At 41.8% G+C, this 24,594-nt stretch carries 24 protein-coding genes and 1 tRNA gene; 17 read left to right on the top strand and 8 right to left on the bottom strand.

Translation table 11 applies throughout. The features are described 5' to 3' along the window. Nucleotides 1–228: 228 nt before the first annotated feature. The gene (gene catA, locus QMA13_RS25835) at nt 229–888 is read left to right on the top strand and encodes a type A chloramphenicol O-acetyltransferase (protein ID WP_282936583.1); all 660 of its coding nucleotides are present in this window, start codon (nt 229–231) and stop codon (nt 886–888) included. Nucleotides 889–1,169: 281 nt separating this feature from the next. Here the strand turns inward: catA and QMA13_RS25830 are convergent. The 4 genes from QMA13_RS25830 to QMA13_RS25815 all read right to left on the bottom strand — a co-directional run bounded on the left by QMA13_RS25830 (nt 1,170) and on the right by QMA13_RS25815 (nt 2,570). Next, nucleotides 1,170–1,246: transfer RNA gene (locus QMA13_RS25830), tRNA-Met, on the bottom strand. Between the two features lie 301 nt (nt 1,247–1,547). Then, nucleotides 1,548–1,901, bottom strand: coding sequence for a transposase (locus tag QMA13_RS25825; RefSeq protein ID WP_282936582.1), 354 nt, complete (start codon nt 1,899–1,901; stop codon nt 1,548–1,550). Next, nucleotides 1,894–2,022, bottom strand: a complete 129-nt coding sequence (locus tag QMA13_RS25820) for a hypothetical protein (protein ID WP_282936581.1) — start codon at nt 2,020–2,022, stop codon at nt 1,894–1,896. The genes QMA13_RS25825 and QMA13_RS25820 overlap by 8 nt, the downstream gene beginning before the upstream one ends. Nucleotides 2,023–2,081: 59 nt before the next feature. After that, the gene (locus QMA13_RS25815; protein WP_282936580.1) at nt 2,082–2,570 is read right to left on the bottom strand and encodes an IS110 family transposase; all 489 of its coding nucleotides are present in this window, start codon (nt 2,568–2,570) and stop codon (nt 2,082–2,084) included. Between the two features lie 268 nt (nt 2,571–2,838). On the opposite strand from QMA13_RS25815, the gene QMA13_RS25810 reads away from it, so the two are divergent. Beyond that, complete coding sequence (locus QMA13_RS25810) at nt 2,839–3,276, top strand: NUDIX hydrolase (protein WP_282936579.1); 438 nt, start codon at nt 2,839–2,841, stop codon at nt 3,274–3,276. Nucleotides 3,277–3,494: 218 nt separating this feature from the next. Here QMA13_RS25810 and QMA13_RS25805 read toward each other — a convergent pair whose 3' ends face one another. Next, a complete protein-coding gene (locus tag QMA13_RS25805; RefSeq protein ID WP_282936578.1) occupies nt 3,495–4,136 on the bottom strand; it encodes an NAD(P)-dependent oxidoreductase in 642 nt (213 codons plus the stop codon). 135 nt (nt 4,137–4,271) lie between these two features. Between QMA13_RS25805 and QMA13_RS25800 the strand changes: the two genes are divergently transcribed. The 4 genes from QMA13_RS25800 (at nt 4,272) to murD (ending at nt 8,772) form a co-directional block, all read left to right on the top strand. Beyond that, on the top strand, nt 4,272–4,616 hold the full coding sequence (locus QMA13_RS25800; protein ID WP_282936577.1) for a winged helix-turn-helix transcriptional regulator: 345 nt from the start codon (nt 4,272–4,274) through the stop codon (nt 4,614–4,616). Between the two features lie 733 nt (nt 4,617–5,349). Next, nucleotides 5,350–6,036 (top strand): MBL fold metallo-hydrolase, encoded by a 687-nt coding sequence (locus QMA13_RS25795; protein ID WP_282936576.1) that lies wholly within the window; start codon nt 5,350–5,352, stop codon nt 6,034–6,036. Nucleotides 6,037–6,223: 187 nt separating this feature from the next. Continuing rightward, the gene (locus tag QMA13_RS25790; protein ID WP_282936575.1) at nt 6,224–6,478 is read left to right on the top strand and encodes a hypothetical protein; all 255 of its coding nucleotides are present in this window, start codon (nt 6,224–6,226) and stop codon (nt 6,476–6,478) included. Between the two features lie 962 nt (nt 6,479–7,440). Then, on the top strand, nt 7,441–8,772 hold the full coding sequence (gene murD / locus QMA13_RS25785) for a UDP-N-acetylmuramoyl-L-alanine--D-glutamate ligase (protein ID WP_282936574.1): 1,332 nt from the start codon (nt 7,441–7,443) through the stop codon (nt 8,770–8,772). A 134-nt stretch (nt 8,773–8,906) separates the two neighbouring features. On the opposite strand, the gene QMA13_RS25780 is transcribed toward murD, so the two are convergent. Then, the gene (locus QMA13_RS25780; RefSeq protein WP_282936573.1) at nt 8,907–9,203 is read right to left on the bottom strand and encodes a hypothetical protein; all 297 of its coding nucleotides are present in this window, start codon (nt 9,201–9,203) and stop codon (nt 8,907–8,909) included. A gap of 64 nt (nt 9,204–9,267) precedes the next feature. Between QMA13_RS25780 and QMA13_RS25775 the strand changes: the two genes are divergently transcribed. The 8 genes from QMA13_RS25775 to QMA13_RS25740 all read left to right on the top strand — a co-directional run bounded on the left by QMA13_RS25775 (nt 9,268) and on the right by QMA13_RS25740 (nt 18,782). Next, entirely contained in the window at nt 9,268–9,423 is a 156-nt protein-coding gene (locus QMA13_RS25775; RefSeq protein ID WP_282936572.1) for a hypothetical protein, read from the top strand. A gap of 321 nt (nt 9,424–9,744) precedes the next feature. Continuing rightward, nucleotides 9,745–10,362: an SGNH/GDSL hydrolase family protein gene (locus QMA13_RS25770; RefSeq protein WP_282936571.1), complete on the top strand. Its 618-nt coding sequence runs from the start codon at nt 9,745–9,747 to the stop codon at nt 10,360–10,362. 181 nt (nt 10,363–10,543) lie between these two features. After that, on the top strand, nt 10,544–12,292 hold the full coding sequence (locus QMA13_RS25765; protein ID WP_282936570.1) for an ABC transporter ATP-binding protein: 1,749 nt from the start codon (nt 10,544–10,546) through the stop codon (nt 12,290–12,292). 815 nt (nt 12,293–13,107) lie between these two features. Next, the gene (locus tag QMA13_RS25760; RefSeq protein ID WP_282936569.1) at nt 13,108–14,226 is read left to right on the top strand and encodes a phosphotransferase; all 1,119 of its coding nucleotides are present in this window, start codon (nt 13,108–13,110) and stop codon (nt 14,224–14,226) included. Nucleotides 14,227–14,740: 514 nt separating this feature from the next. Beyond that, a complete protein-coding gene (locus QMA13_RS25755) occupies nt 14,741–16,036 on the top strand; it encodes a hypothetical protein (protein WP_282936568.1) in 1,296 nt (431 codons plus the stop codon). A gap of 516 nt (nt 16,037–16,552) precedes the next feature. Further along, a complete protein-coding gene (locus tag QMA13_RS25750; RefSeq protein ID WP_282936567.1) occupies nt 16,553–17,410 on the top strand; it encodes a GNAT family N-acetyltransferase in 858 nt (285 codons plus the stop codon). A 182-nt stretch (nt 17,411–17,592) separates the two neighbouring features. Further along, nucleotides 17,593–18,282: a hypothetical protein gene (locus QMA13_RS25745; RefSeq protein ID WP_282936566.1), complete on the top strand. Its 690-nt coding sequence runs from the start codon at nt 17,593–17,595 to the stop codon at nt 18,280–18,282. A 188-nt stretch (nt 18,283–18,470) separates the two neighbouring features. Next, complete coding sequence (locus tag QMA13_RS25740) at nt 18,471–18,782, top strand: hypothetical protein (RefSeq protein ID WP_282936565.1); 312 nt, start codon at nt 18,471–18,473, stop codon at nt 18,780–18,782. A gap of 116 nt (nt 18,783–18,898) precedes the next feature. Here the strand turns inward: QMA13_RS25740 and QMA13_RS25735 are convergent, their stop codons facing one another. After that, complete coding sequence (locus QMA13_RS25735; protein ID WP_282936564.1) at nt 18,899–21,178, bottom strand: M56 family metallopeptidase; 2,280 nt, start codon at nt 21,176–21,178, stop codon at nt 18,899–18,901. Between the two features lie 48 nt (nt 21,179–21,226). Continuing rightward, complete coding sequence (locus tag QMA13_RS25730; RefSeq protein ID WP_282936563.1) at nt 21,227–21,613, bottom strand: BlaI/MecI/CopY family transcriptional regulator; 387 nt, start codon at nt 21,611–21,613, stop codon at nt 21,227–21,229. Between the two features lie 322 nt (nt 21,614–21,935). Here QMA13_RS25730 and QMA13_RS25725 point away from each other — a divergent pair, with 322 nt between their 5' ends. The 3 genes from QMA13_RS25725 (at nt 21,936) to QMA13_RS25715 (ending at nt 24,377) form a co-directional block, all read left to right on the top strand. Beyond that, nucleotides 21,936–22,223: an antibiotic biosynthesis monooxygenase gene (locus QMA13_RS25725; RefSeq protein WP_282936562.1), complete on the top strand. Its 288-nt coding sequence runs from the start codon at nt 21,936–21,938 to the stop codon at nt 22,221–22,223. A gap of 189 nt (nt 22,224–22,412) precedes the next feature. Continuing rightward, nucleotides 22,413–22,859 carry a MarR family winged helix-turn-helix transcriptional regulator gene (locus QMA13_RS25720; RefSeq protein WP_282936561.1) on the top strand — a complete coding sequence of 149 codons (447 nt, stop codon included), beginning with the start codon at nt 22,413–22,415 and terminating at the stop codon, nt 22,857–22,859. A gap of 123 nt (nt 22,860–22,982) precedes the next feature. After that, on the top strand, nt 22,983–24,377 hold the full coding sequence (locus QMA13_RS25715; protein WP_282936560.1) for an NAD(P)-binding domain-containing protein: 1,395 nt from the start codon (nt 22,983–22,985) through the stop codon (nt 24,375–24,377). The last annotated feature ends 217 nt before the right edge of the window (nt 24,378–24,594 follow it).

Raw genomic sequence — 24,594 nt, 5'->3', positions numbered from 1 at the left:
TTGAGATATACTAAAACTCCCTACGGGATTTAAACTAACGGGCAGATTAACAATCTGTAAGCTATATTTTTGATGTTTTGGCTATGATAATGGTATACTCAACATTACAGAGTCTATGTAGTAGCAGTAGAATAAATAATGTATTGGGATTGTGATGAGGATATGGTTAAATCAGTTGATCAGACCTCCTAAAATGAATAATGCAATAATTTTAGGAGGTTATAATAAATGATTTTCAATCCGATTGTCATTGATAACTGGAATAGAAAAACCTATTTCGAACATTATTTAAACAATGTCAGATGCACCTATAGCATGACTGCAAATATTGACATTACCCGGCTGCTGGCAGAACTTAAGAATAAGGGGATTAAGCTGTACCCAGCACTAATCCACATGATAACTACGGTGGTAAACCGGCACAATGAATTTCGCACATGTCTTGATTCTGAGGGTAGGTTAGGTTATTGGGAAAGTTTGTCTCCTAGCTTTACGATTTTCCATGAGGATGATAAAACCTTTTCAAGCATCTGGACTTTGTACGGTGAAGATTTTAATGATTTTTACAGTCGTTATCTTGATGACATGAAAAAGTACGGAAGTGTTAAACAATTTGCTGCTAAAACAAACGAACCACCAAACACCTTCCCCATTTCGAGCATCCCATGGGTCAGCTTTACGGGCTTTAACCTGAACGTCTATAACGAGGGAACCTATTTACTACCCATCTTTACAATGGGGAAATATTTTCAGCATGACGAAAAAATACTGTTGCCATTATCGGGACAATTCCATCATGCCGTTTGCGACGGCTACCATGCCGGCGTGCTGTATAATGAGCTACAATTACTTGCAGATACCTGTACGAAATGGTTGCCAAACAATTAATTAGCTACTACATTCCGCAAACGGAGAACGATAGTTGAATCAAATTCTACGTAGGCAGCCGGCCAGAGCGATCGGCTGCCTTTTCCACGCTAACGGGCAGAAGAGCTATGGGGATATCGATGATTAGGATATGAACAAGAATGTGATATCCCGCGGATCGTTAACTGAAGCGATCTGTTAGACATCCTCAAAGTATGAAGAAGGGTAATGCAAAAATGCCTTCAACCACTGATTGTGGATTGAAGGCATTTCTATTTATGTGACGAGCTTGAATTGTAAGTTGGTTGCGGGGGCAGGATTTGAACCTGCGGCCTTCGGGTTATGAGCCCGACGAGCTACCGGGCTGCTCCACCCCGCGAAAGTATAATCGAGCACTGTGATCATTAACGTCGACCAGATTTCCTATATTACAGCAATTCCCGCGAACATGCAAGCCTTGGCTGAGAAGCTTTATGTAATACCTGCTACCACTACCTGAATTAAAGTTTTTTTGATTACAAAATAAGAGTCTTGTACATATATAGCTGATTTGAGGTGTAACTTTCGTCTTGCTTGTTGTGCTATTCCAGCTAATAGCTTGTCAATATTTAAAAGTAAATGGAAAATAACCGTCCCACATGGTATGGAGTTAGATTCCATACACCTCCATTTCATGCTGCTTACTCTAAACAGAACACTTCCTTAGTAGTCAAGATGGCAAAAATCCAGTGGATGAGTTTATTCACACAAGCAATTATCGCTACTTTGAACAGCTTTCCTTCAGCAAGTTTCTTATCATAATAAGCTTTTAGTTTTTTATTTCTATTACTACGAATACCACATCGTACAGCTTGATACAGGGCAGTACGAAGTCTTCTGGTACCGTGCTTAGTTATTTTATTTATGATTGCTGTTAACTTGCCTGATGAAAAAACACTTGGATCTATACCAGCAAAGGCGTCAAGTTTCTTTGCGTGATCAAACCGATCGATTTCCCCGATCTCAGCTAAAATTGTTGCAGCAATTTTAGCCAATCCCGGGTATCGATTGAATTAAATCATATTCAAGTAATTCTTCAGCCAAGGCCTCTACCGATTTATTAAGGTCTGCTAGATGGTCCTGGTATTGAAGAAGCAATTTGATGAGCAGTTGCATGGAGATCAGATGACTTGGAAAAGCTGTCTCCTTAAAGGAATTTCGCTTTGCTGCTGCAACTAAGTTTGAGCGCGCTCCAGACAGTATAAAGCCGATTTGCCGCGTCCTGTAAGGCGTTGGATTGCTGCTGTAATCTCCTTCCCATCCAATTCCAGAACCTCTCTAGACGTCGGGTATAAGGCCAGAAGTCGAAGGTGAACTTTTGAATAAAAGTCACCAAACACGCCATGGTATTTAGGGAAAAACTGATCCAGAATGGCCTGAAATTGTAGTTTTGCTTGGATATACATACCCGTTAAAAATTCATGTTGACGTGTTAGATAGCGTAAATTCATGAGATGCTGACCCCGCTTTTTGTAGGGTTCAAGCGCTTCTTTATAATACAGCATCCCTAGTAGATGAGCATCAGTGTCATCCGTTTTCAACCGTCGTAAATTGGTTTTCTTGGCGTTATGTGAGATCAAAGGATTAATGACGATATTCAGATACTGATGCTCATCTAGAAACTGAACAACGGGGCCGTTATAATGGCCAGTTGCTTCCGTCACAATGGAGAGACGAATTATTAGCCAAATTGTTCCCGTATTTCATGATGGTGCTTTTATGCAACCATTCTTGTGGACTTGTTACACTAACGGGTACGAGATAGCATCATGACAAACAGGCAGCCGACCCAGAATGATCGGCTGCCTTTGCTGTTGAAGTAACTGGAAGATAGTAGGAGTAATTGTCTCAAAATATTCATTATATCCCATTCAATTTTATGTGATAATTTACATATAAAGCATTTACATAATTCTGGATGGGGTTGAAAAATTGGCACATAATCTTGCGGCTGGAATCGTGGTTTTAAAAGGTGATGCAGTTCTGTTAGTAAAAGATAAATATGGCTGGGGTTTGCCGAAAGGTTCGAGCGAAATGGGTGAAACTTTCTTACAAGCTGCTGAACGGGAAGCGCATGAGGAGACTGGGATTAAAATAGCTGCTGAAGATGTTGCTTTCGTTACGGAGTATACTTCAGAGAAGTATGGACAGTACCTCCAAGTTTATTTTACAGGAAGGTTGCTGTCAGAGCAAAACGAAATAAAAGATCCTGACCAAGATGTCATTGAGGTACAGTTTGTGAATATCAGTAAATTACGTGATTTTATTACTTTTCGCCCGTGGATAATACCCTTGGAAAATTGGATTCAAAAAAGGGAGTTGAAATACCATTCATTCCATTTAGATGTTGAAGGGTTTCATATTTCTTAGCATTATTTTTCACAGCCTCATAAAAGTAACGGGAGACGATAGTTAGGAGCTGCCGTGAGAGCAGCTCCTATTTAGTATTCATTGAAGTAACGGGCAGGATAGTTTAAGATCAAACGCGGTGAACCGTACCATAAGTAGGGCCAAGTTTTTTTGGGCTGCAAAGCACCTTCTATCTGATCGTAGGCTGACATTTCCAAGCAATGTCGGACTGGCTTGCTTTACTCAGCTTCCCCAGCAAGGGTAAAGCGTTCATTGATATGCCGCGGCTGTTCGATTTCATCTAGCACCGCAATGGCAAGGTCGGCGTAGCTTATGTAGCTTTGACCGCTGCTGTTTGAGACAAGATGATCTTTTCCCGTTTTGTAAGAACCCGTTCTTTTTCCATTCGGGTCATAAAAAGCAGCCGGACTGACATAAGTCCATGTGATTGACTGGGTATTTTGCAAATCCTCAAGCTGCTTTGCCGCATTGACGGCCGTTGGAATAATGGCAGCCGGGAAATCAGGCGTGTCCATCAGCTTTGTTGTACTTTCTTCATCTACAAAGAGGCTACCGGCGCCTCCCACAACGATCAATTTTGTATTGGGGGCTTCTGCAAGTGCCTGAATCAAGACTTTCCCCGATTCAATGTACAGATGTTCTTCCCCAAACGGTGCTGCATAGGTGCTTACCACAACGTCAAGGTCTTTAAGATCGGATGCCGTAAGAGTAAAAACATCCTTTTCAATCACCCGGACGTTGGGTTTAGTAATTTTTGAGGCATTTCTCACTAATGCGGTGACGGCATGTCCTCTGTTCAAAGCTTCCTCCATTATAAGGTTTCCGGTTTTCCCGTTTGCGCCAATAATTCCGATGTTCATTGTCTATTCCTCCACTGTATGTGATTGATATTGTTTATAGTTATATACTATAGTATTGGTTCTACTTTTGTAAGTAGTCATTATTTTGTGATATAGTCATATAAATATGACCATCAGGAAGGGAGAGGGTTAGATGTGGCAAGAACGTCATTTCAGGGTGAAATTCCCGTCGAACAAATTGAGGTTTGCCCTGTAACGGATACGCAAAACATCATCGCCGGTAAATGGAAGATCATTATTCTGTGGCATTTAAGAGAGACCCGGCGATTCGGTGAGCTACAGCGGCTGGTGCCGGGAATTTCAAAAGGCATCCTGACCAGTCAACTGAGGGAGCTGGAAAGGGACCAAATGGTGCATCGAAAAGTTTATCAGGAGGTTCCGCCGAAAGTGGAATATTCCCTGACGAGTTCTGGGCAAAGCTTTATTCCCATACTGGAGAGTATGGGTGAGTGGGGCAAGAAGTATCATAAGAAGGGATAGCCGCTGCCAGCGGCTTTTTTTGGCGGGATCGTTGTTGTCCAAGCGGTATGAATCCGGCGGAATACCAAGGGGGCCCGAAATCGGTAGCCCTAAAACTTGCAGTTACAGATAACGCGGTGAACCGTATCATAAATAACCGTTACGCTCCCTCAGAGAATAAGGATTTCCTCACGAATGCTCGCTCATTCGCAGGATTTCACATGGATGTTAAAATAGGAGTTTAGATGATTTAAAAGTGTGGGCTTTGCGGTTCCGTTTGAGGGCATGCGGAAATAGAAGGTGTCAATCTATTGACAACATCTTCCATGAAAAGGCAATGCTGCACGTCTCTCTCCACAAGGTCCTTGGGATTCACTCTCCCAAATCTCAACGGGTCTATGCCCTTACATTCCTTCGTCCTATCTATCCAAGGTGTGGAGTCCGATCAACGTTAACGGAACGGGTCTAAGCCCTAAAGCGTAAAAATCTCGGTACTCCGTGCTTTCTTTGTGAAATCCTGAGAACGAGCCAATCCACGTTCGCACCATGACAAGGCTACCGCGTCGAACGGCAGCTTTGTTGCGCAAATGGGCAGGATAGCGCAACTGTTTACGAATAATAAAGTCGTATAAAAAATAACATAGTTGTTTGGAAATTGGTGTTATATGAATTATTTCATATTGTCATGTATAATAAATGCATAAAATATTCTAGTATCGAATGTTTAACGAACTGACAATATGGAGGAAGAAAATTGAAGATATTAGAACTACCAATTGAATTTGAATTTAATGGACAAAAAAATTACATTTACCCTAGCTTAATTATATTGAATAATGAACTAACCTTGGTCGATACAGGATATACAAATTTTTTAACTTTAATTGAAAATGAAATTTTAAAATATGGATATGAAATGAAGAATTTAAAGAATATAATCATTACTCACTATGATGATGATCATATAGGTTCCTTATATGATTTCAAAGAAAAGTATCCTTGGATTAACATTATAGCTAGTGAAATTGAATCGAAATACATCAGTGGTGAAATGAAGTCAGAGAGATTGGTTCAAGCCGAAGAAATGCTGGAAAATATGCCAGGTGAAGAAATCGAATTTGGTAAATGGTTTATACGGCAATTAAAGAATTTGAAGCATGTTTCAATTGATAAAAAGGTACATGATGGTGATATGATTCTAGATAACAAATGTAGAGTAGTAGTAACACCAGGGCATACTTCAGGGCATATTTCATTATATATTCCAAGTTTAAATAGTGTAATTACAGGTGATGCAGCTGTTCATGAGAATCATGAATTGGTCATTACTAATCCACACTTTTGTTTAAATGTTGAGAGAGCAGAACAGTCTTTGAGACAGGTTAAAAATCTTAAAGCTGAAACTTACTATTGTTATCATGGTGGGAAATTTACTTTATAATTGGGGCTAAACGTAAATATTTGGCTCTCGAATTAAAAACTTTATTATTCAGTTTTATAACAATAATCGTGAATACAATTAAAAATTATAAATAACTTTAATACCCTTCCAATCATTTCATCGTTGGAAGGGTATTAGCTTAGCATCAATTGAGGTTCTTGCGCTATCAGGTGGTATCTGGAATCGATTGAATATTAAAACGTTGGAATCATTATCCGGATTAAAGCAAATGAAGCGATGGACACTTACCAATATCAATGTAGATGATCAATCACTGGAACCATTGTCTCAGCTTCATGTATTAGAAACGTTGGAAATATCAAACCAATTTCCTTTAGAGGAATATGCCAAATTATCTGTTGAATTATCACAAACAGAATGCAAAATGTTCTCACCATATATAAAACTAAATAGTTCAATTAGAGAAAATGACATGACATAATGATACCTGGAAAGGGGAACCCATTTCTTAATCTTTAAAGGATAGTGAAAAGATTAAAGGGTTTGAAATAAAGTTCAAGGAACTTCAATAACACTTCAGAAAATCAAAGAGGTAGCTACTTTGACTAACACTATATTCAAGCTTCGAGCAATTGCCCCTTAGTTTGATTCGATCTTTATTACGCATTCCTGCTGGACGCCGATCATAAGCTGCCTGATGAACTCGCTGAAGAGATCTTAAAGGATGCCAGATTTCGGATAAATGGGACACTTGAAGTGAGAAAATTATCTTATGACAGTTGAACTAACCGGGTACGATAGCCTAATAAAGACTGTGACGCGGTTTCCGGTATAATTCGGTAGCCGCATTATGTTAACTGGCAGGATTAGCTACTCCTTCTGACGCTTCTTTGAGCAATCGCTTGCCTGGTACCTAAAAGCGTTGTACACCAAAAAAGCCTCTGATATTCTTAATAAAAAGATGTTACATAATTAAAATGGACCGTATTAAATGATAAGATTCAAAATAAGAAGATAAATAATCAATAAAATATTTTCCAAAGTCACTTTCAAGAGCGATTTTTGTTTTTTAATTAATGGAGAATCTTTATGTAAAACAACTCAGCTAGACTCATATTTTCTCCATACATCTAGAAATGGCACGCCTTTTTTTGAAAGCTAGTATCGTTGAGATTTTAAAGTCAGATATATATCGAAGTTTCATTTGGAAGTAACATTTGCTTGTGAGAGGGATTAAGGGCTGTCTTGTTATATGATGTTATCGCTTGTTGAACAAACAGCAGGATGGTTCCAATATGTGGTATATTTGATTTAATAATAGGCAATTTAAGGAGGTCATTGCTTGATTTATGTGGTACGACGTGGGTCAACCGATTTAAACCGAGAAGGTAAGCTTCAGAGCAGAATGGTTTTATCCCTAACATTTCCTAAGCGGAGGTGCCTATGAATCCTGCTTTTGACACCTATATCCAATCGCTGGCCGGCCGGGACGTGACCGTCATCGGCGCCGGTGTCAGCAACGCACCGCTGATTCGAATGCTGTGCTCTGCCGGGGCACGCGTCACCGTGCGCGACCGTAACCCGGCCCTGCTCCGAGAGGAGTGGGACGATCTGGGCGTCGGGTTGCACCTAGGGGAGAATTATCTGGATCGCGTTGGGGGAGACATGGTGTTCCGCACTCCGGGCATGCGCCCAGACCATCCGGCGCTGGACTTAGCCCGCGCGGGAGGAAGCCGTGTAACCAGTGAGATGGAGGAGTTCTTCGCGCTGTGTCCGTGTCCCATTTTCGGAGTGACCGGCTCGGACGGTAAAACAACCACCACGTCGCTGATTGCTGACATGCTGGCCAACGGGGGGCGTACGGTACATCTGGGCGGCAACATTGGCACGCCACTGCTAACGCGTGTGGGTGACATGTCGCCGCTGGACGCATGCGCGGTCGAGCTGTCCAGTTTCCAATTGATGGACATGACGCGCTCTCCCCATGTAGCGGTGATCACCAACCTCTCGCCAAATCACCTCGACTGGCACAGCGACATGGATGAATATACCGCAGCCAAACGCCGACTGTTGGATTTTCAGACTGAGGACGATTTTGCGATCTTAAACGGCGATAATGCGGCGACTGCCGCACTACGCGGGCGGGGGCGAACCAAGTATTTCGGCGGGCACATTGTCCACGACGGGGTGATCGACGGTCTGTTACCCATCAGTGACATTCGATTGCCAGGATGGTACAACGTGGAAAACGTTATGGCTGCCATGAGCGCTGTGCGGGAGACCGTGGCGGATGAGGCAATCCTGGAGGCGGTGCGCAACTTCGTCGGAGTAGAGCACCGAAACCAGTGGGTGGCAACTGTGGGCGGCGTGCATTATTATAACAATTCCATCGGCTCCAGCCCCGCCCGAACCGTCGCCACGCTGCACGCGCATGTGGGCCGAGTGCTGCTGATCGCCGGCGGGCGAGATAAGAAAGTACCGTTTGACGAAATGGCTAGGCTGCTGCCTGATCATGTCAAGGTGCTGCTTTTGATCGGCGAAGCGGCCAGTCAAATCGAGGCTGCGGCGCGCGGAGTGCCGAGCTGCCCGCCTATTGTCCGCTGCGAAGGCCTGGCCGAGGCAGTGGCGCAGGCACACAAGCTTGCCGCACCGGGCGACACTGTGCTGCTGAGCCCTGCCTGCACTGCATATGACCAATATAGTAACTTTGAAGAGCGCGGGCGTCACTTTGTAGAGCTGGTCGAGATGCTGCGCCGATCGGAGGAAAAGGATTGAGTAAGACATGGGCGTTTGCCGGGAAAACCTGATTGCGCCAATGTATTCCATTTCAAAGATGGTTATTAAGAAAAACTAAGACGCGGCTGTCGGCATTGATCCGCAGCCGCATTGCGCTAACGGGCAGTAGTATACTAAATGGGATTGTTGTCCTTCATGAACGTTTTGGCCAAGCTTTCAACATACCGCTCCCTTGTATGAGAATCCTCGTAATCTTCCAGAACATCAATGAGATATTCTTCTCCGGGTCTAAACGCTTTGAAAATGAACTGCTCTTTATTTTCTATGCATACATCGTGACCGCAGTCTTTAAGGCATTGCTCAAAGTCTTGTATTGTAGGTTCCTGATTTTCCTCCAAATAAATAAGTCCTCTTAGTATCCGCGTTCCCGCCTTGCTAACAATTTTAAAATGGACGATATGCTCTTTCATTACTAGTTTCCTCCATTAAACAGTAGATATAGGTATTTTCATTCCATTATATAGTAACGAAGTTTTGAAGTCAGTGATATTTGATACAGACCGGTTTCCAATCGCTTCGGAATGGACGACGGATTACGCGATAGCTGAGGGCTTTAATAATGAAGTAACGGGCAGATTAACGCAACGAAATGAAATAAAATATAATACGAAGAAAGAAAATGAAATCTAAACGAATAGCTACTTTCGAAAGTGGGTGTACTGCAAGAATGTGGATTCTTTTCCCGAGGAAGCCATTATGTTATTGCAGTCAATGGATTATAGCTTCCCATTAAAACTTGAACTTAAGGCATTGGATGTTTAACCGACAGATCGGATCCTTATCGCATTTTCATCAGAAATGGTACATATAATGAGAACTAGTGAGCAATAAAGCGATTGAAACTTTTTTGACATTGGAATCGAATCGGATATTTTACTCCGCCTATGTTTACTTAGTATTCCGCTGTTTTTGATGGATTTTAAGGCTTATAGTAAATGGGGGGGCAATCAAATGCGTCGTGTGTTTGTCATTGGCGATAGCATCTCGATTCAGTATGGACCGTATTTGAAAGATATGTTGGCAGATCGCTTTGGGTATGATCGAAAAAGTGGCGAGGAAGCGGCACTGACTAACTTGGATAACCCGATGGGAGCGAACGGTGGGGATAGTTCAATGGTTTTGGAATATTTGACCTTGGAGCATAACCATGGGACCCGTTATGATATTCTCCTTATGAACTGCGGATTGCACGATATCAAAAGCAGTCTAACTGATAGCTCCAAACAAGTGCCACCGGATGATTACCGAAGCAATTTGCAAAGCATTGCTAAGTTAGCACAGAAAATGGCAAATGACGTGATTTGGATTCAAACGACTGATGTTGTTACAGAAATTCACAATGCACGCTGTCGTTCCTTTCATCGATTTGAAGTGGATGTATTGCAGTACAATAAGATAGCCGATCAAGTATGGGAAAGTTTCAAAATTCCTCGAATGGATCTTTACAGTTTCAGTCGAGCATTTGGGACCTCGGCTTACTGCGATCATGTTCACTTCACGGAAGAGGTACGGCGGTTGCAGGCAGCTTATATCACTGGATATTTGGATTCACGTTTTCCGACGTTTTGATTGAATTATTCAAATGGTAAATTTTCAATAAAATTACCATTAAATGATAGGGGGATAACGTTTTGATTTGACACTTTTGATACTACACCCGAGGCCCTCCGTATAAATGTTGCATCTCAAAATGAATATTTTGATGAACATTTATTGGAAGGGAAGAAGATGAAATATGGAATATATTTTTATGTTCAAACAACTTTGGTTATATGCTGATCGAGAGCGATGGAAAGTTGTAATATATCTCATTCTACATGCTTTTTCTATGCTTGGAGAATTAGGTAAACCTTATGCATTTGCTATGATGATCAACGCACTGCAAAAGAATGACCCATCGGTTGTAGATGAGGTAGTAAAATGGCTTATGTTTTATGTTCTGTGTTTCTTTATCTTTGAGATTTTTCATCGCAGTGCACGTTTCATTGAAAGATATGTTGCATTCCGTAACCGGAAACGTTTTATTACTATTATGTATGATCATCTCCACTCTTTGCCGCTAGGTTGGCATTCGGACAATCACTCAGGATCCGTGATTGACAGGGTGAACAGAGCTGGTAATGCCATTCATCAATTTAGCGAGGCACAGTATGTGTTTGTAGATTTCTTTATGAAGTTTTGGGGACCATTGATCATTTTATGGACGATATCCCCGACCATCTCCCTCATTATTATGGGAAGCGGTATTCTTTTGGTATTTATTACGAAAAAGCTATATGGCTTGTCAGTACCGCAATATCGAGCACAGAATGAAAGGCTGCACCAGTTAGCGGCAGCACTTTTTGATTACATTAGCAATATAAGAACGATTATTATGTTGAGAGTGGGTCACCTTGCAAGAAACGATATTGAAAATCGCATCAATCGTATATTTCCGCATTTGGCGAAAGAGAATGCGATCACTCATATCAAATGCTTTATTTCAGGGCTAATCATGGTGTTGCTTGATGTTGGCTTGATTTTCTACTACATCTATGACCAGAAGCAAGCTGGTGCAGCCATCATGATTGGCTCTGTTACGTTGATTTTCCAGTATCTGCATCAATCGATGGCATCCTTCCAATTTTATACAGGTGGATATGAGTCGGTCATTCACTGGAAAACCGATTTTGAAGCAGTAAAAATGATACTCGATGATAAAGAAAAAACTCAAGAACAGAAAGAAACTTACCTCGGAATATGGAACAAACTTGATATTGAGTCCCTAAACTTCTCGTATGGAAATGGAAAACACCAGCTTACTGAAATTTCAGTGTGTTTGAAACATGATAAAAAGATTGCATTTGTTGGTGAAAGTGGTGCAGGAAAGAGCACCCTGCTCCACTTGCTGCGTGGGTTAGTTCCTATCCAACAGGGGGTTTTGACGAAGGATGATAGCAAAATACTATCATTTGATTCCCTTGCAAGTACAACAACTCTTCTTCCACAAGAGCCTGAGATTTTTGAAAACACGATAAGATACAACATTACAATGGGAATGCCGGCCAGTGATGCAGAAATTGATTCTGCGATTTGGGCTGCAGGTTTCAGTGATGTTGTAGAGAAATTACCTAACGGTCTTGATAGTGATATTCGAGAAAAAGGTGTGAATCTCTCTGGTGGTCAGAAGCAAAGACTTGCTTTGGCGAGGGGGATTTTCACCCTCCGAGACAGCAGTATAGTATTACTAGACGAGCCCACGTCAAATGTAGACCCGGCCACCGAAATGCTTATTTTTAAGAGATTGTTCGAGCGGTTGTCTGCAAAATGTATGGTAAGCGTGCTGCACAGATTGCATCTGGTCCGCTATTTCGATTATGTATATGTATTTAAGCAGGGGAAAATCGTGGAAGAAGGTAATTTCGACAATCTCAGTATTGCAAACGGGGAATTTACTCGTCTTTGGAATAATTACCTGGCTGAAGAGGAGACATTTGGTAAGATTGACTATGGAGGCTGAATCAGACTCCATATCAGATGGAGTTCAATAAAACTAACAGGCTGCCATCGCGGCCTGTTTTGTGCACGTGTGGGCGGGCCGATAAATATACCTTTGGGTACGTTTTTCCATGTTAGGTTGATGATACTCCTATAAGCTAATTTTAGGCTGAATATTCCATTAATGGTCAACATCCGTGTTGTGCTAATGGGTAGTTTAATTTAGGAGCACACTTCTGGGGAATATGGTAAAATCAGTATTTAAGAGGTGGTTATAATCAAATTTAATCGTTATTTTGGAATTTGGGTATTGCTCTTATTTATTGAATTGGTGTACTTTAATGATTTAACTCATCGAGTTCACGATACTGAAGATACCGTTTATATCATAGTGGTCATTGCAGTTACGCTTAAGGTAGGTTCAACATTTTTGGGTATTAATTCGAAAAAAATTCGTAAAGGCAACGTCTTCTCATCTGCTGATGCTAAACTAACGGGAGATATAACCTTATCGTCCACCCACTAGGAATAAGCTCTTTTCTCTCTTATTGAATAAAATGAGCGGACTTCATTGGTTTTTTGTTTCTTTGTTCATCGGTCCGATAGCAACCTTATTAATTGTAATATGGAATAAAAATCCGGAGAAGTAAGGATTATGGTCTAACTCGCTGTTAAGGGGTATGAAAGCTGAATAACAACTAAACAAAGCTGCCGTGGAAATGACCGGCAGCTTCTTTACGATAAAGGAAAGGTTCTGGGGTAAAAAGGGTTTTTTGGTAATACAGAAGTATTCTAAGAAAAATTATATTCTACGATGTTATGTTGGAGGCGAATAAATTGTCCTTAGCTTCATTTGAGAACGGTTTGAACGAATTTTCACTTAACTTAAGCGACCTAATTGATATTGTCAGGAGAGCCACTGGGAAAACGGAAATTGAGCTTATTTCGTTATATAGTGAGCCTCTAATTAAAGGCAATATGAACCCGGCTACGGGAGGTGTATACAGACTAAGAGGTGAACTAATAGAAGACGATAAAATAGATGAGTGGTCCTTAATACTTAAGATTTCCGCACCGAATGTGAATTACTCCGACCCTACTCATTATAACTATTGGAGGCGGGAATCGCTTGTTTATAGTTCAGGGCTGCTTAGTCAAATACCGCAAATTTATAAAGTACCAGAATGTTATTCCATCGACGAAAAGAATGATTCGTCCACATGGTTGTGGATTGAAGATCTCATAAAAAAAGACAAAAAAGGTTCCTGGTCTTATGACCAGCATATCATTGTTGCACGCTATGTTGGGATATTTAATGGAGCGTATTTGACCCATTCTTATTCGTTACCTGATGAAGAATTCATATGTCGTAATTTTATGAAATCTTGGATATCTGAATGTGATAGATTTGAAAGAAAGCAATTCAATGGTTCTTTATTTGAATATCAAGAAAAACTTAATGATATCTCATTAAAATTGGGTAAACGTTACGAAGATTTTTGTGACAATAAGGAAAAATTACTGCAGAAGCTAGAGCTATTACCACGGGTATTTGCGCATCAAGATATATGGAGTAAAAATATTCATTTGCGTAATGATGGGCGATTACATATATTCGATTGGCAATTTGCGAGTATATCGGGCATAGGCGAAGAAGTTGGTCGCATGGTTGGATATGCAATTAGTACCCAGCTTTATAATCCTGATTCAATTGAGACGATTATAGAAAAGATTTTTCTAAGCTATCTGCAGGGATTACACGAAACAGGTTGGAATGGTGATCCTCGTTTGGCAAGATTCGGGTTTCTAACATCCGCTTCATTTCGATTGCTAACAGTTGTTTCAAAGTTAATTCGGAAAAAAGAAGAGGAGAAGGTGGGCAACCTACTTGCAGCCCATACTTTATTGAAAATGTCAGCGGAAGCGATAAAGTTGAAAAACGTTATATTTTATTAAATAAAAGTCTGACAAATCATATTTAAGCGTTCTAATTGTAATGTTGATTTAAAAATGGTGATAAAAGTGATCCATTATTATCATTCCGCTAATGGTTACGATAACCGTATTTAAATATATGGGATTATAGAACATGGTGTCGATAAACAGTGGTACAAGTACAAAGAAATTGCGAGAAAAGAATTAGTACGAGAGAACAATTGGAATTTTTTGAACTTGAAGCGAGTGATTTAATATTTTAGACAGTCTAGTATAGATTATGGGAAAGTAACAAAAGTTGTTGAAAGTTTAGATATAACGAACAAAGACGGAAAGCAAGTAATATACTCGCTCTTAGTCGATGTAATGAACAGCCAACGAACTAAAATGTAATCTTTAGCAAAAGGGAATCGATTGTGTGGAGCTGCATTGCGAATCACAATTACTTACTTCGTATGATCAGTACGGCTTGCTTTTGAAATGTCGTTTTTCATCTTCAAATGTGGAAGGAATATGGAATGAAGAGGGGACAGAGATGGACGTAATGAGTGCAATGGACGATGACAAATGGAGACAAGACCGACGGGAGGAATCAATAGATCGAGCAGCAGATGATGCAGTTACCCGTTATTTGGAGAAAAAGCGACGCGCTGAGCAGGCCGCTAACGAGGTGTTCGAACGTCATACCGCAAAAAAAGAGGAAGCTAATCATAGGATGGATGTCGTCTTTCAACGGGTCGATGAGACTCGCCGCAGCGCGTATGAGCATATGGAACGGCAGGCTGACCGCATCTTTGAACAGCGTGAAGCGGAGGCACGTGCCCTTGAGCAGCGCATGGAGCAATTAATCACTCGCGTTCGCGAAGCGGAGAAGCGGCTGAAGGAAGAGATTGAGCAGAGGGCGGCACTAACGCTGGAAACCGTTGAGTTGGCCAAGCGGCAATCGTTAGAGCGAATCGAGCGTGAAGTAGAACAAGCGGCTGCGCGTTTTACCAAAGTGAAAAAGTCATCGGGTGGGGAGGAGACGGCTTGGATCGATGTGGCGATGGAACGGCTCGAAATGAAACGACAGCAGGCGAAGGCGGAGGCGAATCGATTAGCCGATGAGATTATCGCCCGAGTCCGGGAACAGGAGCGATTGACGCAGCTTGATGTGCGCGATCGATCGGCTTATTTGCAAGGAAGAACGGCAGGGATACTCAATGATACGGACCTAGCGCAGTATGAACCGGGTATTATTGAACGGTTTGGCACCTTTTTGAGTGAAATTTTGGGAAGCTTGGTTCGCGTGCCATTCGAAATCGTAGAGGCGTTGACGGGAAGTGAAATGATCAGCAGAATCGGCATGGCTGTAGGTGGCTCTGTTGAGCGTTCCGGCATAACGACTTCTAAAGCTGTCCAAGGCGCAGTTGATGTCATACACGGCATCGTTACCGATGATAACGAGAAGATGAGGCAGGGTGCTCACAACCTGAAAGAAGTGGGATCACGCGTCATTAAAGGAACGGCTAGTACGATTGAATATACAGCCCGAAGTATGGGACATCTTGTCAGCGGCGATCAATCCCGCATTGGTCGTGGGGTAGAGGGATTGCTTACGGTAGCCGCCGTTATTGCGATTCCGACGGGTATTGCATTGGATTTGGGCAGCTTCGATATCGACTTGGGCTGTGATGATTCCACTGAAGTAGGCATGCATCACGTGGAACCGCATGAGGTCGGCCCCTATACGAGAGCTGACGGAACGGAGGTTGGTCCCTATCACCGCGGTGGAGATTGGGGATATGACAGAACGAACCCTGACGGGAATCCGGATAATAATTTAAGTTAAATTCATGGTGCATATGTGCGTGCAAGAAATGTTTTTATCCCGGTTGTGTTCATTGGAATGTTAATCTTAAGTGGATAACTACTCAAAGTCCAATTCAATCTGTGAAACTGGAGGCCATAAAATATACGATTATGGAAGCTCGGGATAATAAACTCATTCTTCAATACAAATACATGATGTTTGAACAACAAAAGAAGATTTGGGATGCGGCATACAAGCAATTGCTAAATCGTTCGTATCTCTTGATAACTGAAACAGTAACAATTTATTAACAGATGTCGATAGCTGAATAAACTGCAGCCGAATTGAGCTAATGGGTATTTTTATGAAATACAAGAAGGGATTTAATGGTAAAAATAGAATATTGTCAATGATTATTATTCCAAAAATGAAAAGAGAAAAGGTTAGTAAGTATTGAAATCAAAATTCCAGCTTCCATTTTTGTGACCTTTGCGGAACGAAAATAAACAGAAGTAATTCTATTACGCCTCAAAAAAACGGAGGAAATTAAGGCTAATGAACATTTCAGATATCCGATACGAACACTTCAGTGAAAAAGATTACAATGCCGTGAGAGAATTATTAGGCTTTGACGTCGAGGCTGGTGAAAACATCCTTCGGGTGCTTGCTGAAGAACCGAAACTGTTTGTTACCGCGTTTATTGAGGATAAGCTTGTTGCACTGGCCCAAGTGAACGAGCCTGGAGCGCAGACCTATTTAACCGTATTCGTCGCTCCACAGTTTCGCAGGCAAGGAATCGGTTCTGCAATGGTAAAGTATGCTGAAAATGAATTACGGGCGGGTGGAAGCCAAAAAGTCAGGACTTCCTTTCGTACTGGTCATCAATCATCTCTTGCCTTTGCGAGTAAGCTCGGTTATGACAAATACTTTTCTTCGGCTTATATGCAGCGAACCGGCGATGCCTTTCCATTGGAGAAACTTCCGGTGAGGCTGTATAGGGACGAGGACTATCTTGCCAGTCAGTCGCTGTATGCTGCAGCTTTTCATGAAATGCGCGTCCGTGTTGGCAGCTTTCCTGATTCTGTGATTGCCCAACCTAGTGAAAAAGAACGAAGGGCATGGAAAGAGGATGCGGATGACCGTTTTGTCTACGAAATAAATGGGGAAATCGTTGCTTATAGTCACCTTAGCGGCAATGAACTCAGTAGTGTATCCGTTCGTTCAGACTTTCAAGGGCTTGGGATAGGAAGAAAGTTTGTTTTGTATTTATGCAACGAGATCCATCAGCGTGGCAGCACAACTGTCCATCTTTGGTGTGTCGTTGGGAATTACGCCAGAAGTCTGTATGACAGCCTTGGCTTTAAAGAAAAGTATATTATGGAATTTATGCGGAAAACGCTGGAGAAGTCGTAGATAAATTCGGTGTCACGTGGATGATTACATTCATAATTCAACTATGGGATAACGATAGTGGAGGAGCTCCTACGAGGCAGCTCCTTTTCGTTTGTTGAAGGAACAGAACCAATTTGTTAATAAGTCAGGCAAACCAATTGAACTACCGGGTACGATAGCTCAACGATAGTAGGGGGAATGAGATGACCAGCATTAAAGGATGGTTATATGTACTATTTTTACTGAGTACTCTAATTTTCGTGGGAATTACTCATCGGGGATACCTAGTTGGAGATGATATCTTCAGAGCAATTGGAATCTCTCCTTGGAGCAACCCTGTAGCAAATGAAGGATTCCATTATTCTGTAATTTTCGGAATAGTTATGGTAATACTCAGTGGAAATTTAACAATAAAATATTTCAGGCAGCATTATATAAAATATGTAGGCAGAACGGTTTTGATTTCTTGCATCATTTTCACATACATATATCCACTTCTGACAGAACAATTGTATTATCTTTCTTATGCAAAAAAGGCGGGAATTGAAGCTGTAGATTTTCTAGAGAAAGGTTCACGTTGTATATATGGTACTCAAGAGAATATCGTGTCGATTCAATGTGATTTAAGGATAACCAACTATGGTGGGCATAATGAAAGAGTATGGATTCGTCCAATTATCCAAGAAAATGGTGATTATAAGGGGATCTGGTCGTTCGTTGAAGTCCCACACCAAGAAATCACCTTGACGCTAAGATCTAACAATATGTACAGCATTCATTTTGAAAGCAAGCCTGATGATCGGATAGCTGAATTTGGTGCAAGCGGCACGGCCAATTCCTTTGGTTTGGAATTCGTTAAGGATGGTCTAAAGAAAGAAGTATTTACGTACTAAATAAGTGAGATACTCACACTGGTAGTTGCCGCACCGGGAGGTAGAATCACTTTATATTTAATTGAAACGAGCACTTTATACCACACGAAGAGAGGCAAGTACCATTTATTCCTTCGGATTCAGCGGCAATCAAATTGTTTCCTATGGTGCCGGTAATTCGTATTCGGTTGACCAAGAAGGGAATATATTTGATTTCGTATCAAAACGGGGCCGTTAATGTGAAGGCTCCTTTGAACTTAGTTACAACGGGGAAAGTTATGGGGATGAGCAAAGATGAAACCGGTTTTTATATATCAAAGGATAAGATGGCCATCGTGTACGGTTTCGCGAAAGGAGCATCCAAGCCGATGCACGTATTAATAGCTGATAAAAAAGGGAAAAAATGGAACGGGCATGAGATCAAAGGCGCAAAAGGATTTGAGACAAAATTCATCGGTTTCACAACGAAAAAGGAGGGGGGATTGTTAGTGGCGCTTCCCACGGGGGAGGAAGCGCATTGAATTACGTGTATGCGGACGGCGGAAAGACATGGAACAGACAGCGCGAAGAACCGTATCACAAATGACAGTTCAATATGCTTGGAATCAATCATCGCTTTGGCAGAGTTTTCTATGCTTCATTGAGGCGCGAGTAGGAAAGCTTTCACAAGCTCATCTTGGTTGTTTTCCTTTATATCTCGATCGTCTAAGTTGGCAGCATAATAAATGCCATTCTTCTCCCATAAATAATAGCTTTCGGTTATGACTTCTGTCTTGTCGGCGTCGCGGTAATAAGGTCCGCCATAGACATGATTCCCATCCTTGTAGACGGAAATGCTAATGCCGTTCATGTCCAGAGTGCGTTTCAGTGTCAGCTGTGAACCGTCGATAAGCGGGGATTTGCTCTGATAAACCGAGAGATTCCCTTTTTGGGGATCATCTACGGCAAGGTATGAATTTCTAATCGCATTTACCTTGTGTCGGAACGAATATCCGGTGTTCTGATCTCCTGCTTGGAGCATGACGGAATCCACCAGCTTAAGCTCGTTATTTCTTATAGCGAACGGGAGTTTCACTTTAAAGCCTAGAAGCTGTTCCGCTTCCTTTAAATCCTTCTCCCCATAGATGGGGAACGAATTTCCCTTTCCGTCGTAGCTGACGTGTTGGAGCTGCTGCGGGTTTTTGAACGATTGTAAAATGAGTTCCAATTGCTCTTCCGAAATCGTTCTCCGATTGCGTGAAAGTCCTTCTTCCAGGGTGTGATCTTCGCTATAAAATCGAATGGCATAGTATATTCTTTCATCACGCCAAAAGAAGGTCTTTTCGATTTCCGGCTGATGGTTCTCATATTTTTGCACGGTGGTTACTAAAATCCCTCTGATATTGGCATACGTAACCTCATCTTGGATATAGGTTTGGGGTTGTGCCGTGCCCCATGAGGGTCCTGGGATTTTCCTCGTTTCGCCTCCCTCCAACCGTTGAGAGAGTGCTTTATTTAGTATATTTCCCGTAGAGGCGATCACTTCGAATTGGTTCTCGTCTTCTTTACCGTGATTGGATACAAAGTTGATGGTGACCTGATTGTCCGTACGATTCACATATTTCTCGTCAACCTCGATACTTGCCAATTGATAACCGTCAGGAAGATAGTCGGGGACTTTGAACGGGAAGCCGACAAACTCATTTGCCCTTCCAAGATTGTTGAACCATTTAGCCCAGTCATTCAGTCTCTGAAACTTAAAGGTGGAAGGCCTCCCTTGCTTAGAGGCTGAATCTGTACCCGATTCGGCACTCTCCACGCTCTCCGAAGCATTCGTGAGCATAAGGACACTTAAGGCAAGGACCAGAATAATCGCGACCACGGACAGCTTATACGTACCTTTTTTGAATTTGGCGATCATGGTAATTCTCCGTTTCATTTCCTTATTGTTTTCCAAGAAATGCGAAAGATTGACCTGGGGTGAAGCGCTTCGGGTAAATAGCCGCGACAACATGAGAAGCGTCATACCGTAGGACGAAGCTTCCTGCTCACCGAGCACTTCGAGTACTTTTGCGTCGCATGCGACTTCCCGGTCGGCCTTGATTGTTTTCATAGATAGCCAGACAACCGGATTATACCAGTGGAGCAAGGTAGTCCATGTCCATAGGAAATTGAACCATAAATCCTTCCGTTGATAATGGGTTAGCTCATGCAGAAGAATGTGCGTCAGCTGACGGGTATCGGCAATCGTAATAATATCAACGGGCAAATAAATTCTAGGCTTGGTCAGGCCGTAGATGCATGGACTATGGAGACAATCGGTCTCATAGATAGGAATCGTTGCAGTGATGCCCAGCTTCTCCTTGCAAGCTTCCAGGATGGAAAGCAGCTCGTCATTATCGACCTTACGGGATGCGCTCATTTTTCTATTGAATCTCAGGGCAACAAACAGGTAATACATACCCAATGATACCATTCCTGCTAGCCATACCAGTGGGCCGATCGCGAGCATCTTTGGCAGCTTATCCCGATCTTGTTCATAGGTATACGTTGGAGAGGGAGGCTTCACAATTGCAGTTGGCTCTTCCATCTGCTTTGACATAGGAGCAGGGTTAACATCGGCTGCTGCGCTATTCGTTACGGTTAGCTCTGGTTCCTTTACGGTTTGTGAAGAAGCAGGATGCTCCTCCGCGTGCCATTTAGGCCCAAATGATATCTCTTGGATGTTCTGCGGTACCAGATTAAAGAGGCTGACAGGACTTTGTGGAGCTATAGGAACAAGCAGCTTGATCAACACAAGAAACCACAGTACATGAAAAATTCGGGGGCCAAGACGCTTGTATAGCAGCTTCCGAATCAAGAGCAGTGGCAGTATGATGATAGTGGATGCCAGTGAGGCGGTCAACATGAGATAAAAAATGGTTTCGATCAATTTCATCAATTCGTTCTCCTTCTTACAACCTCATGGCAGAAGCATCCGCCGATCCTAGCTGCCATCTCTTTTCTTTTTCTCCAATAGCTGCTGCAGCTGCTCAATTTCGCTTTCAGAGAGCTTTTCCTCTTCGATAAATTTCGCAAACAACATACCGACAGCCCCGTTATAAATCCGATCCAGGAAGGAGCGGTTCGCTGCTTTGACATATTCGTCGTATGAAACCAGTGGATAATATAAGTAGTTCCTGCCGGACTTTTCAAATCGGATCGCCTGTTTTTTGTGGAGCCGATTCAGGAATGTTTTGATGGTCTGGTCCGACCAGTCCATCTGATCCTTCAACTTGGAGATGATCTCAATAGACGTCAAAGGTTCCTTCTGCCATAGAAGCTTCATCACTTCACTTTCAGCCTCGGTAATGTGAGGGGGATTGTGCAACATCTTCACCTTTTTTCATGTATATTGTTTACGCTTGTAAACGTTGGTTATAGTTTACGATTGTAAACGATAAAAGTCAAGGGATAGTGTGCTTTCTTTGAAATCCCGCGAATGAGTCACAATTCGCACAACAAAAGGGTAGGAAGAAAAACTAAAAATCAAGCATTGACTCAATACGATATATCGTATTGTGGGGCTGAATTTGAAGAGAATAAGCAGAACTGCAAAGAAAATAACTAACCGAAAGTTTGTATATCTTTACATATTACAATAAGGAGACAATTCTATGTTAATTCAAACAAGAACAATAGTTGTGTAAAAGGGTATGGTGGACCTGGCCCTTGAACGCTTTACTAAAGAAAGCCCGGTGGATGTTATGGACGGGCTTATTGACAGAACTGTCATGGTGAATCGAAAGAAGCAAGAAGATGTAGAAGAAGTAATTGTAATGATTCGATGGGAATCCGTAGAGGACTGGAAGAATTGGGAAAAAAGTGATGTCCATATTCAAGGGCATCGACAAAACAACGGTAAACCGAAGCCGGATTACATTATAAGCACAACAGTTAATATGTATGAAGTGAAAGCAGTGAAAGAAGGCGTGAAAAAATAATGGCCTGATAGTGGCCCTGTGATTTAAGTTTCGTAAAGTACATCTTCAATGGGAGTTGAATCGGCTGCTTATTGGCAATCCACTAATGAGCAGCACGTCATCTTGTAAAAATTATAGATAGGTTTTATAAAAATAAAATTTGCAATTTGCAAATAAATGTTGTATAAATAAATTCAAGAGGTGAAGACATTGGATAACCTGAGAGAAATTTTTCAAATCATGACACGCCGCTTTGGTCTATTAGATAAAAATTGTTGCACTGCTGGAGGGATGGATATCTCATTAATTCAAAGCCATATCCTTTATGAAATTGATCGTCAACATAATCCATCCATACAACAGCTAGCTGATACTTTATCTGTAGATATTACAACATTTAGTAGGCAAGTACAAACACTTGTGAAGATGGAGTTGGTTAAGAAAACGCCGCTGCCTGAAGATCGAAGGGTAATTATTTTAACTTTAACCGCTCAGGGAAAATATATCGCAACGGTTATTGATGGTCAGATGAATGATTATCTTAAAGAAGTTTTGTCACACATGTCGGAATTTGAACAAGAAATGGTGGTCCGATCCATAAAGCTCTTGAATGATAGTATGGCGAAATCAAAAGTGTGCTGTACACCATTGGGATAATTATTTTATCCCCCGATCCATAATACTTGCAGTATGCAAATAATAACGTTTTGGATATGACGTTTTACTCAGTTTTTATAGAGCTAATAGATTTAAATAAAACACATTTTGGAGGAATTACAAATGATAAATTTAGAGGTCAATCAAACCAGTTGTTGTGAAGCCAAAGAAAATAACAAATTGCCCGTCGCTATTATTGGTTCGGGGCCTGTAGGTCTAGCAGCCGCTGCGCATCTCATTGCTCGTGGGGAGTCATTTGTGCTATTTGAGGCAGGAGAGAAAGTAGGAGCAAACATAGTGAAATGGGCACATGTTCGTTTGTTCTCACCCTGGCAGTACAACATAGATAAGGCTGCAAGAAAATTACTGATTTCAAGCGGATGGGTTGCACCTGACGACTCCGCAATACCTTCAGGTAAAGAGTTGGTCGAATCGTATTTGATGCCTCTGGCTCAATTATCGGAGATAAAACCCTTTATTCATTTGCAAACTCAAGTAGTTGCAATCAGCAGGAAGGGGTTAAGCAAGGTTAAAACACAGGGACGCGAACAGCTTCCTTTCGTAATCCACGTTAAAAAAAATGATAAACGGTTTATCTTTGAGGCCAGAGCGATCGTTGATGCATCAGGGACTTGGTCTAATCCGAATCCAGTCCATTCAGATGGCATTTTTACGGCAGAAGAGAAGTCTCTTGGTAGTCAAACTTATTATGGAATACCTGATATTTTAGGTAAAGATAAAGAACGTTATAGTGGAAAAAAGGTCCTTGTAGTTGGAAGTGGTCACTCCGCAATCAATACACTTTTGGAACTGGGAACACTCAAGGAGCAGGTAAGCGAGACTGAAATTGTATGGGCACTGAGAAAGTCAAAACTTGAAGATGTTTATGGGGGGCGGGATGCAGATAGCCTTCCTGCTCGAGGAGATCTAGGCACACGAATTCAACAATTAGTTGAATCAGGTATAGTCAAAGTCATAACGTCACTCCATATCGAAGAGTTAAGGAAGAATGGGAGAAAAGTCCAAGTCATTGGTTCCATTGGAAGGGAAAGGACTTCAATTGATGAAATTGACGAAATCGTATCAAATACGGGTTCACGTCCAGATTTATCCTTTGTTCGCGAAGTTAGAGTGACTACAGATTCCAGTTTGGAAAGTGTGTTGGAGCTAGCTCCACTAATTGATCCCAATGTCCATAGCTGTGGTACGGTAAGACCACATGGCGAAAAGGAGCTTCGACAGCCAGAAAAGGATTTCTATATCGTAGGTTCCAAAAGTTATGGAAGAGCGCCGACGTTCTTGATGGCGACAGGGTATGAGCAAGTTAGATCTGTTGTTGCTGCTCTGACTGGAGATATGGAATCAGCCGAAAGAGTCGAGTTGGACCTGCCAGAAACAGGAGTATGCAGTATTCGTGGTGCTGTCAAGCAATGTTGTGAACCAGAAAATCCGGAAGAATCAAGTAGTGCTTGCTGCACGCCTGTCACTAAGCCAGAGTCATCGCCCAAAATCATCTAATAAAAAAGATTATCTTTAAAAGGGTGTATTGCGCAGATATCGCAGCATCCTTTTGTACAAAAATTTTAAATATAAGCAATTGATTATATAACTGAATCGTTATATAATTATTTGAGTGGATGATTGGTGTGAGAGGTTACAATAATGAACAATCTTCAATTTTGCTTTTTATGTGTTCATAGCCGAGTGGTTCTATTAAGCAGCAAGGATTTTTTGG

It is taken from the genome of Paenibacillus sp. RC67 (genome assembly GCF_030020805.1).
Taxonomy (GTDB): Bacteria; Bacillota; Bacilli; order Paenibacillales; family NBRC-103111; genus Paenibacillus_S.
Note: the sequence above shows the minus strand (reverse complement) of the source record. Positions and strands in the feature narration are given on the sequence as shown.

What these genes read in the sequence shown, in the direction of transcription:
- catA (WP_282936583.1), top strand. Translation starts at nt 229, where the DNA reads ATGATTTTCAATCCGATTGTCATTGATAACTGGAATAGAAAAACCTAT.
- QMA13_RS25820 (WP_282936581.1), bottom strand. Translation starts at nt 2,022, where the DNA reads ATGCAACTGCTCATCAAATTGCTTCTTCAATACCAGGACCATCTAGCA.
- QMA13_RS25805 (WP_282936578.1), bottom strand. Translation starts at nt 4,136, where the DNA reads ATGAACATCGGAATTATTGGCGCAAACGGGAAAACCGGAAACCTTATA.
- murD (WP_282936574.1), top strand. Translation starts at nt 7,441, where the DNA reads ATGAATCCTGCTTTTGACACCTATATCCAATCGCTGGCCGGCCGGGAC.
- QMA13_RS25780 (WP_282936573.1), bottom strand. Translation starts at nt 9,203, where the DNA reads ATGAAAGAGCATATCGTCCATTTTAAAATTGTTAGCAAGGCGGGAACG.
- QMA13_RS25770 (WP_282936571.1), top strand. Translation starts at nt 9,745, where the DNA reads ATGCGTCGTGTGTTTGTCATTGGCGATAGCATCTCGATTCAGTATGGA.
- QMA13_RS25765 (WP_282936570.1), top strand. Translation starts at nt 10,544, where the DNA reads ATGTTCAAACAACTTTGGTTATATGCTGATCGAGAGCGATGGAAAGTT.
- QMA13_RS25755 (WP_282936568.1), top strand. Translation starts at nt 14,741, where the DNA reads ATGGACGTAATGAGTGCAATGGACGATGACAAATGGAGACAAGACCGA.
- QMA13_RS25750 (WP_282936567.1), top strand. Translation starts at nt 16,553, where the DNA reads ATGAACATTTCAGATATCCGATACGAACACTTCAGTGAAAAAGATTAC.
- QMA13_RS25745 (WP_282936566.1), top strand. Translation starts at nt 17,593, where the DNA reads ATGACCAGCATTAAAGGATGGTTATATGTACTATTTTTACTGAGTACT.
- QMA13_RS25735 (WP_282936564.1), bottom strand. Translation starts at nt 21,178, where the DNA reads ATGAAATTGATCGAAACCATTTTTTATCTCATGTTGACCGCCTCACTG.
- QMA13_RS25730 (WP_282936563.1), bottom strand. Translation starts at nt 21,613, where the DNA reads ATGTTGCACAATCCCCCTCACATTACCGAGGCTGAAAGTGAAGTGATG.
- QMA13_RS25725 (WP_282936562.1), top strand. Translation starts at nt 21,936, where the DNA reads ATGGTGGACCTGGCCCTTGAACGCTTTACTAAAGAAAGCCCGGTGGAT.
- QMA13_RS25715 (WP_282936560.1), top strand. Translation starts at nt 22,983, where the DNA reads ATGATAAATTTAGAGGTCAATCAAACCAGTTGTTGTGAAGCCAAAGAA.